At 40.1% G+C, this 8,698-nt stretch carries 8 protein-coding genes; 2 read left to right on the top strand and 6 right to left on the bottom strand.

What is annotated here, in order from left to right:
• Positions 1 to 302: 302 nt before the first annotated feature.
• From H5115_RS17805 to H5115_RS17780, 6 genes are read right to left on the bottom strand one after another with little or no spacing between them, the layout of a single operon-like run.
• A complete protein-coding gene (locus tag H5115_RS17805; protein ID WP_182756601.1) occupies positions 303 to 1,730 on the bottom strand; it encodes a lipopolysaccharide assembly protein LapB in 1,428 nt (475 codons plus the stop codon).
• A gap of 19 nt (positions 1,731 to 1,749) precedes the next feature.
• A complete protein-coding gene (locus H5115_RS17800; RefSeq protein WP_165743699.1) occupies positions 1,750 to 2,406 on the bottom strand; it encodes an energy transducer TonB in 657 nt (218 codons plus the stop codon).
• Position 2,407: 1 nt separating this feature from the next.
• Positions 2,408 to 2,812, bottom strand: coding sequence for a biopolymer transporter ExbD (locus H5115_RS17795; protein ID WP_036981164.1), 405 nt, complete (start codon positions 2,810 to 2,812; stop codon positions 2,408 to 2,410).
• A 4-nt stretch (positions 2,813 to 2,816) separates the two neighbouring features.
• Positions 2,817 to 3,197 carry a MotA/TolQ/ExbB proton channel family protein gene (locus H5115_RS17790; protein WP_002960812.1) on the bottom strand — a complete coding sequence of 127 codons (381 nt, stop codon included), beginning with the start codon at positions 3,195 to 3,197 and terminating at the stop codon, positions 2,817 to 2,819.
• Complete coding sequence (locus tag H5115_RS17785) at positions 3,190 to 4,515, bottom strand: MotA/TolQ/ExbB proton channel family protein (protein ID WP_182673242.1); 1,326 nt, start codon at positions 4,513 to 4,515, stop codon at positions 3,190 to 3,192. Before H5115_RS17785 ends, H5115_RS17790 begins: the two co-directional genes overlap by 8 nt.
• Positions 4,515 to 5,288, bottom strand: a complete 774-nt coding sequence (locus H5115_RS17780; protein ID WP_182756599.1) for a DUF3450 family protein — start codon at positions 5,286 to 5,288, stop codon at positions 4,515 to 4,517. The genes H5115_RS17785 and H5115_RS17780 overlap by 1 nt, the downstream gene beginning before the upstream one ends.
• 217 nt (positions 5,289 to 5,505) lie before the next feature.
• On the opposite strand from H5115_RS17780, the gene H5115_RS17775 reads away from it, so the two are divergent.
• A complete protein-coding gene (locus H5115_RS17775; protein ID WP_138488523.1) occupies positions 5,506 to 7,686 on the top strand; it encodes a TonB-dependent siderophore receptor in 2,181 nt (726 codons plus the stop codon).
• 89 nt (positions 7,687 to 7,775) lie between these two features.
• Entirely contained in the window at positions 7,776 to 8,456 is a 681-nt protein-coding gene (locus tag H5115_RS17770; protein ID WP_002960803.1) for a Fe2+-dependent dioxygenase, read from the top strand.
• Positions 8,457 to 8,698: the final 242 nt, after the last annotated feature.

Here is an 8,698-nt window from a genome sequence, read left to right as displayed (position 1 = left end):
GTATTTTTACTTCTCTAAAGCGAAGCGCCCTCTAAACTTCCTTGTGAATAAATTATCTAAAAACTTATCGCACAAAGAGAAGTAAAAGAGGAGTAAATGAGAAAACATAAAACAATAGTAATTATATATTTTTACTTCTCTAAAGCGCAGCGCCCTCTAAACCTCTTTGTGAATAAATCACTTAAGATCTTATCGCACAAAGAGGAGTAAATGAGAAGACATTAAAACATAGAAATTACGAGCTTTGCTCGTCACGCCAGCAAGCTGCGCTTATACAAGTAAATTTAACCACGGTGTTAAACTTACCCTTCTTGGCGCACTATATTCTCAAGGGCGCGAATATTAGTAATTAAGTCCTGGCGTTGTGGATTGGCTTGTAATGCTTTTCTAAGATGCTTTAGCGCGCTCGGGTAGTCTTTAGAATCAATCGCTATTTGCGATAATCCAAGCCACGCCGATAGTTGGTAATCAGGCAGAGCTTGTGCACGAACATACATAAGTTTAGCTTGGGTGAGTTGGCCTTTACTACGATATATACTTGCTAAACTAAGTAGGGCATCACCTAAATTCGGGTTTATTTTAAGTGCATTATTTAAGCTTTTAAGAGCACGTTTAGTATTACCTTGTTGCATAGCAATTTGTGCGCTGTATACAGAAAACTGCGCTTGTTCATCACGGGGTAGCTGCTTAGTTAATCTTTTTGCGCTGCCTATTAGATCTTTAGCTAAATCCCATTTTTGTTGAGATACAAGCCAGCCTAAAGTTTGCATCGTGGTATTAATAACCTCAACTTGCTGCTGTTTAGTGGCGTGTTTTAAACCTTGCTTTAATAAACTCACTGCGCGTTCAGTGCTGCCTTCAGTTAAATGCAGCTGGGCTGCTAAAAGCTGGTTGCTGGCATCTTTAGGGTTGAGTTTTAAGGCCACTTCAATAGCAGCAAGCGCTTGCTTTTTTTGATCAAGCTGTAATGCTATTTGTGCACGTTGCAGCCAAAGTTCAGCTTTATCAGGGCTTTTATTAAGTAATTCTTTTAGTAACGCATTTGCCTGACTTAAATCACCCGATTCAATTAACGCAAACAATAGCCCTTGTTGATATTGGCTTGTTTCTGGCGCTAGCATAAGCGCCTGGCGGTACGCCGCTACTGCGCTCCAAGGTTGGCTATGCTGCACGTGTATATAAGCAAGTTGCGCATAACTTTGTGCATCAGCTTGGCCAAGTTCAATACTGTGAACTAGGTGTATTTGTGCTTTGTCATACTTTGCTTGTTGCATGTATAAAAGGCTCAAACCTTGGTGTGCTTTTACTAAATCAGGTGAGGCTTTTAAACACGCTAGGTACGCTAGTTCAGCGTTATTAAAGTCTTTTGTTGAAAGCAGAACTTGTGCACGTAATAAGTTTAAAGCAGTGCTATCTTGGCTTATATCACGGCCTTTAAATAGCGCCGCAACTTCACTGTAATTACCGGCTTGTAATAGTGGTTGTACTTGGCGAGCAAAACCGCGCTCGGTCGGCTCAATAAGAACCTCTGTAGGGCCTAGTAATTTATTATTTATAGCTAATTGCCATGTTGGATCGCTAGGCGATAACGTTACTTTTAGTGGCGCACTTTTTAATGTCGTAATAGCAGCGCTTGCATGCACGCTACTTACACCTAATAAAGGGAGTGAGCACATTAAAGTAGTGATAACTGAGCGAGTTAATGGTTTTAGCGTTTTAAATATATTCATATTTTTCATTTTAATAGGCTTAAGGTTTAAATTCGATTGGCCAAATAAAGCGAGCGCGTACGGTTTCACCTTCTTTTTTAGGTGCACTAAAGCGGCTTTGTTTAATAATTTTGTCGATAGCTGGTTTAAGTTCAGGGTATGGGTTTTGGACTACCTCAATTAAACTTAACTTGCCACTTTCATCAATAAATACATCGAGTTTTACAGTAAATACATCAACACCTCGGCGGGTTAAGCTTTTTGGTAAAACGGCCTTGACGGGAGTAAGTAAAGTGGGGAGACCATCGAGTTGATTTAAGCTAAATGCATCCCAATTTACACTCATTGATTGCCATTGTGGCGCGCTTACTTTTACGTTGGGTGTATCGGGTTTTACAATACTTAAATCACTCTTTATCTTAATTTTTACGGCTTGAATTGACGCGCCTGCACCTTCTACCGCTAAGCTTTGCATTGGCTCATTTGTTTGCTGTTGCGATATAGATGGAGGAGGGGGAGGTGGCAGTGCCACCATGGCAATCTCACGTACAACCACTTTGTCTTGTATATGGTGTTCAGCAAGTTGCCCAAGCCATAAAAGCAGTAATGCAGCACTAAGCACAATGAGGCTAAGGCCAAATGCAAACAGCGGATGGCGATTGTTTTTTGTTTTTTGAAGCGGGTTAATCGTGTGCATATTATTGTTTCGTAGCTAAGTTAACTTGCGCTGCGCCTGCCAGCTTTGCTTCGTCAATTACTTGAACAAGTAATTCAGTAGGTACTGTTTTATCAGCTTGAATAACCACAGGGCGTTGTTGCTGTTTTAACATTTGCTCGACACTACTACGTACGCCAGCCACACCAATTTGGCTGCCATCAAAAAATACTTGTTGGTTGTCGGTTATTGCTAAAAATATAACTTGCTGCTCAAGACGACTGGCCGATACGGCTTGTGGTTTATCAACCTCAACGCCGCTTTCGCGTACAAATACGGTTGTAACAATAAAAAATATTAGCAATATAAATACAACATCAAGTAGCGGCGACATATCAATATGTTGCCCCGCTTCTTGCTCTAGCTTGTGCTTTAATCGTGATTGCATAGTGTTACCCTAACTGCTTACTTAACGTATGTAATTTAGGATTACGCTGTGAATATGCTAAGTAAGCTTGCATTAACCACGCAGGGATAGCGCACACGAGGCCCAATTGAGTTGTTAGTAATGCGTCACCAATGGCGTCACTCATTAACTCGTTATGGCCCAGCGCCATTACTTTAAATGTATCAAGCAAACCAACAATGGTGCCTAATAAACCAAGTAGCGGAAGCGCTGCAGTTAAAATAGAGCTAACTTCTTGCCAATAACCTTTGCGCTGCGCTTGGTATTGTTTAAGGTGCAGTAAGTCATGAAAAATCAGCTGGTATACAAATAAAGCGAGTAAAAGAATACACCAGCAAATAGGGTTACTAACTATCTTTTCAAACATTGTTATCTCCTTTTTCTAGTTGGCTTAGCTGTAATGCAAAGCCTTCTAGTTGGCTGTAGTACGCTTTTGCTTTACGTGATAGCAATGCATTTAACACAAGTGCTGGTATGGCCACGACTAAACCCAGTTCGGTTGTTATAAGTGCTTGTGCAATACCGCCCGATACAACTTCTGGGTCGCCTGAGCCAAACAAGGTCATCATTTTAAATGTTTCGATCATGCCGCTAACAGTGCCTAATAACCCAAGTAGTGGGGCTACTGCTGCAGTAACGGCAATAGCGCCAATAAAGTTATCGAGTTTATGCTTATCATGAATTAACTGATTAAATAATTGATCGTCTCGTACTTGGCCTTTTTCGCTTTGCAGCGTTAAGTTAAATAGCTGCTGCTGCATACCTGAAAATTCACTGCTATTTTCAGCTTTAAAAAGTTGCTGTAATTGCATTTGAGAGTGCATTTTAATTTTACTTAAACGCAGTAGCTGTGCGGCTTTTAATAGCGCAATGGTAAGTGCAAAGCAGGCAAATAAAATAATAGGGATAGCCCATAAACCGCCTTTTTCTAGGTGTTCAAGCGGACTTTCTTGTTGGGCTTGGCTAGTTACTAAGTGCGTTAAACTAGGATCAAAAGTAAGTAATGTAGAGCCTACACCGTTTTGCTTTAAAGTATTATCGAGTGGGTTGTCGTCACTTGTTGATTGTACTAACGCTACTTTTAATGCATTAGATTCATCATCTAAATTTAATAAACCCATAAGTTTAGGTGTTTGCGTACTAAACCATGCAACAGGCCCGACTTGAAGGGTATTAGCTTGGCTTAATTCGCCATTACTTAGCACAACCGATTGTTTTTTTAACTGTGGATAAAGTGCCTGCTCTTGATTATTAATTAGCGATACAACACGGCTTAATAACTCGTTTTGGCTATTAGCCGACTCGTTACTGCTAGCACTATTGCTGGTATTTTGGCGTACAAAACGGCTAAGTAAGTTTAATTGATATTGCTGCTGCTGTTGCCAAGTGTCTAATCGGGTTTGTAACTGATCAAGGCTTAATGTGTTTTCGTCAGCTAGGCGGCGATTAACGGCTGCTTGTTCGCGTAACTTACTGAGCGATTGCTGCTTGGTAAAAATTTGCTTTGCAAGGGTCGCTTGCTCTTTTGAAATGCTATTTTGAGTTTTACTTAGAGTACGCTGCGCTGTTTTAATATCACTTAAAATACTTTGCTTAGCATCATCACTGCTAGCTGCAAAAGATATGTTTGCACTAAAAAGTAAAACTGTGGCGCTAAATACTTTAATTATGCTGTTAGTAGCCATTATTTAGCCCCTTGCTGGTTTTTATTTACATAACTTAATATTGGGAGTGTTACCCAATCAGCAGCGCGCTTTTTTTGCTGTACAGCAATACCCAGTGCAACTTGTTCTGCATTAATGCTTGAATCAAACTCCCACTGCCAACCTAAATCACTTGGAAAACCAATACCTACATAACTTAAGTCTTCGCTTACAAACCATGCTTGAGCTGCACCTAAATAAAGCTGCTTAACCCATACTTCTTGCCCGTCAGGATGCTTAATAGCCATTTCGTGAATAGAAATACGTTGTTGAAAATCATTAAGTAGAGTCAGCATTTTTAGTGCTGTTTGTAATTTGTCAGTTGTACTGAGTTTTGAATAGCTTAAATCACCAGCGTTTTTCCAACTACTTAAAAGTGGCGGGGGGAGTTGCACTTGTAATGAAAGTAATTGCCCAGAAATACGTGCTAGTTGATCATTTAATTGCTGTTGATCATTTTCAAGTTCTGATTGCTGAGTTACAAGCTGTTCGCGTTTTTGGGCAAGTTCACTGGTGCTTTTTTTTCTACGCTGATTAAGCTCGCTAAGTTGCTGCTGCTCGGCATTAAGAAGCGTTAAGGTTTGCTCCATACTGCTTTTTTGTTCAAGCCAATGAGTATTTAATTCTGTGTTTTGATTTTCTATTTGTAGCCATTTATTAACGAGTTGTTCTAGCTCACTAACAGTGTCGGCTTTTACTGCCATAGTGCTACAAAGCGCGATAACTACGCTAATTGGTTTAATTAAGCTTCGCATTACTTAACAACAATCCTGAAAGTTACGACAAGCAATTACAAGGACGTAATTACTGTTAATTTTTGAGTGTGTATACAATATAGGAATTCACATAACAATGCAATTGATAACAGTTATCGTTTACATTGCGTTGTTTGAGTGGTAGGATTTCGCCGAAATTAAATATGTACCTTAAATTAACAATAGTTAAGTGCTTAATAAAAACTACGGAGTAACCATGAGTAAGCCATCGAATAAAGGAAATGCGTACGTGAAGCCAATTGCAGCGGTTGTTACAGCTACGCTTTCAACTTGGGCAAGTGCACAGGATGTTCAAGAACTATCGGTAACCAAAGCAGAAACTAAAACTGAGTCTAGTTATGTTGTAGAAAAATCAACGTCGCATAAATACACTCAACCGCTACTCGATACAGCTAAAACGGTAACAGTAATCAACCAAGCGGTAATGAAAGACAGAAACGTAGATAGCCTACGTGATGCTTTGCGTAATGTTTCAGGTATTTCTTTAGCAGCAGGTGAGGGTGGCTCACCTACTGGCGATAGCATGTCGATTCGTGGTTTTAGTGCAACAAATGATATTTTTGTTGATGGTATTCGTGATGTTGCAGGTTACACACGTGATATTTACAACATTGAAGCCGTTGAAGTTGCAAAAGGCCCAGGCTCTGCAGTTTCAGGTCGTGGCGCAACAGGTGGTAGTGTTAATTTAGAAAGTAAAAAGGCGAAGTTAGACAACTTTAACGACGTTTCTCTACGTTTAGGTACAGAAAACGATTACCGTGGTCGTTTTGATACTAACATTCAAGTAAACGATACAAGCGCACTACGTATCAATCTTCTTACTGATAAAGGTGATGTTGCAGGTCGTGATCATGTTGAAAATGAAACAAATGCTGTTGCGTTTGCATTTGCAACAGGGCTTGGTACAAACAGCCGTTTTGATTTAAACCTAGAGTATCAACGCCAAGACAATTTACCAGATTATGGTATTCCTTGGGTTTACAGTGATACGCCAGTAGCTGAACTTGCAGATAGTGCACGCTCACCTTCTCCTGTCGACTTTGATAACTTTTACGGTAATATTTACCGTGATTACGAAGATATTGAAGCTTACTCAACAACAGCTCGTTATGAGTATGATTTTTCTCAAAATACTACGTTACGTGTGCAAGGTCGTTTAGGTAAAGTTAAGCGTGAGTCAGTAACAACTGCACCGCGTTATTTCTCGGTTACAACAGACACTGACATTACCTTTGCGGATGAAAAAACACGTGATACAGAAAATTCACTTGCTGCACTTCAAGTTGATTTAATTGGTAACTATGAATTTGCTGGCTTTACTCACGATGTTGTAGTGGGTGTTGAACTTGCAAACGAAACGTTTACACGCCATAACTTTGTTGCAACTACACCTGATAACCTAATTGAAGATGGAATACGTAACGACTTATACAATCCTGATGCAACAATTGCATTTACGGGTGTGTACGGCCGTGACGGTACAAGCATTGAAGCTAAAGCTAAAAACCAAGCTATTTATGCATTTGATACAGTGACGCTTAACAAGCAATGGGAAGTTACAGGTGGAATTCGCTTTGATAGCTTCACTACGGATTATCACAACGATTACAATGATCCAAGCGCTTTAATTTCTACAAGTGACGATTTATTTAGCTGGAATGCAGCTGTAGTTTATAAACCTACAGAAAATGGCAGTGTATATTTAGGCGCAGGTAATTCATTTAACCCATCGGCGGAAAGCCTAACGGTATCTACGCGTTCAAATGCAGCTGATTTAGACGCAGAAGAAAGCCGCAGTTATGAATTAGGAACTAAATGGAGCCTAATGGATGGCCGCCTGCAAACTAATGCTGCACTTTTCCGTACTGAAAAAACCAATGCCCGTACTGATGACCCATTTGCAGATAGCTCAAGTGACGAAATACTCGGTGGTGAGCAGCGCGTTCAAGGTTTAGAGCTTTCAGCAACGGGCCTAATTACTAAAGAGTGGACTGTAATTGCTTCATACACTTACCAAGATAGCGAAGTAACTGAAGCATTAGGCGATGACGCAACTCAAATCGGTAACGAGCTTGCACGTACGCCTAAAAATAGCGCAAGTGTTTGGACTACGTACGATATGTCGGATAAGTTATCGTTTGGTTTAGGTGCGCAGTATGTAGGTGAGCGTTACAACGGCACTACGTCAACACGCTCTCGTGCGCCAGGTTATACTATTTTTGACCTGATGGTTGCGTATGACATATCAAAAGATTTGAGCCTGCAGCTTAATGGTGAAAACCTAGGTGATAAAGATTACGTTGATCAGTTAGGTGGTGGACACTTTGTACCAGGTGATGGTCGTAAGTTTAGTTTAACAGCGAGCTACTCTTTTTAATTTTAAAACAAATTAAAAAATAAAAGTAAGCATAAGGGCAGGCCTATTACCTGCCCTTAATTATTTGATGAAAATGTGAGAGGGCGCACATGATAGTTAAAATTCCAGAGCTATTAACGAAAGAAGAAGTGGCGTATTGCCATGAGGTTTTGCTTAAAGCGCAGTGGGCCGATGGCAGTATTACCGCAGGGCATCAATCAACCAAAGCAAAAAATAACTTACAGCTACCTGAAAATAGTCCTGAATGCCAAGAGCTTGGCGATATTATTATGGCAGCACTTGCGCGTAGTAATTTGTTTATGTCGGCTGCACTTCCTGCAAAAATTTTTCCTCCGTTATTTAATTGCTATCAAGGCGGGCAATCGTTTGGTGTACATGTAGATAATGCAATTAGACAAGTGCCGGGTACGCCAGTAAAAATTCGTACAGATGTATCAATGACGTTATTTATTAACGATCCTGAAGACTATGAGGGCGGTGAACTTGTTATTGAAGACACTTATGGCTCACACAGTGTAAAGCTGCCCGCAGGCAGTATGGTGTTATACCCTTCAACGAGTTTACATCGTGTAATGCCAGTAACGAGTGGGCGCAGATTAGCCTCATTTTTTTGGCTGCAAAGCATGGTAAACAGCGACGAAAAACGTGGTTTGTTATTTGATTTAGATATGTCGATTCAAAGTTTGCGCAGCAAAGTAGAAGATAGCCCAGAGATTATTCAATTAACAGGTGTGTACCATAACTTACTAAGACAGTGGGCACAGACATAACGAAGATACTCGTTATTAAATATTGGATATAAGTATTTAAATATAAGTAATTAAAAGCTGCGCTTTTCGCGAGAGCAAGCGCTACGCCTACAGCCAAAACTTAACGCTATGGTTTAATTACCTGTAGATACCATCTCTCATTTTAAGCTTCAAGGCCGTATTTAACTTTCTTGAAGCTTAAACGCTTCTTGGTTTTTTATTACACCAAAACATATATGAATGAGCTTTCGCATATTTGCACA

This window comes from Pseudoalteromonas sp. SR44-2 (genome assembly GCF_014163745.1).
GTDB classification, from domain to species: Bacteria; Pseudomonadota; Gammaproteobacteria; order Enterobacterales; family Alteromonadaceae; genus Pseudoalteromonas; species Pseudoalteromonas distincta.
Note: the sequence above shows the minus strand (reverse complement) of the source record. Positions and strands in the feature narration are given on the sequence as shown.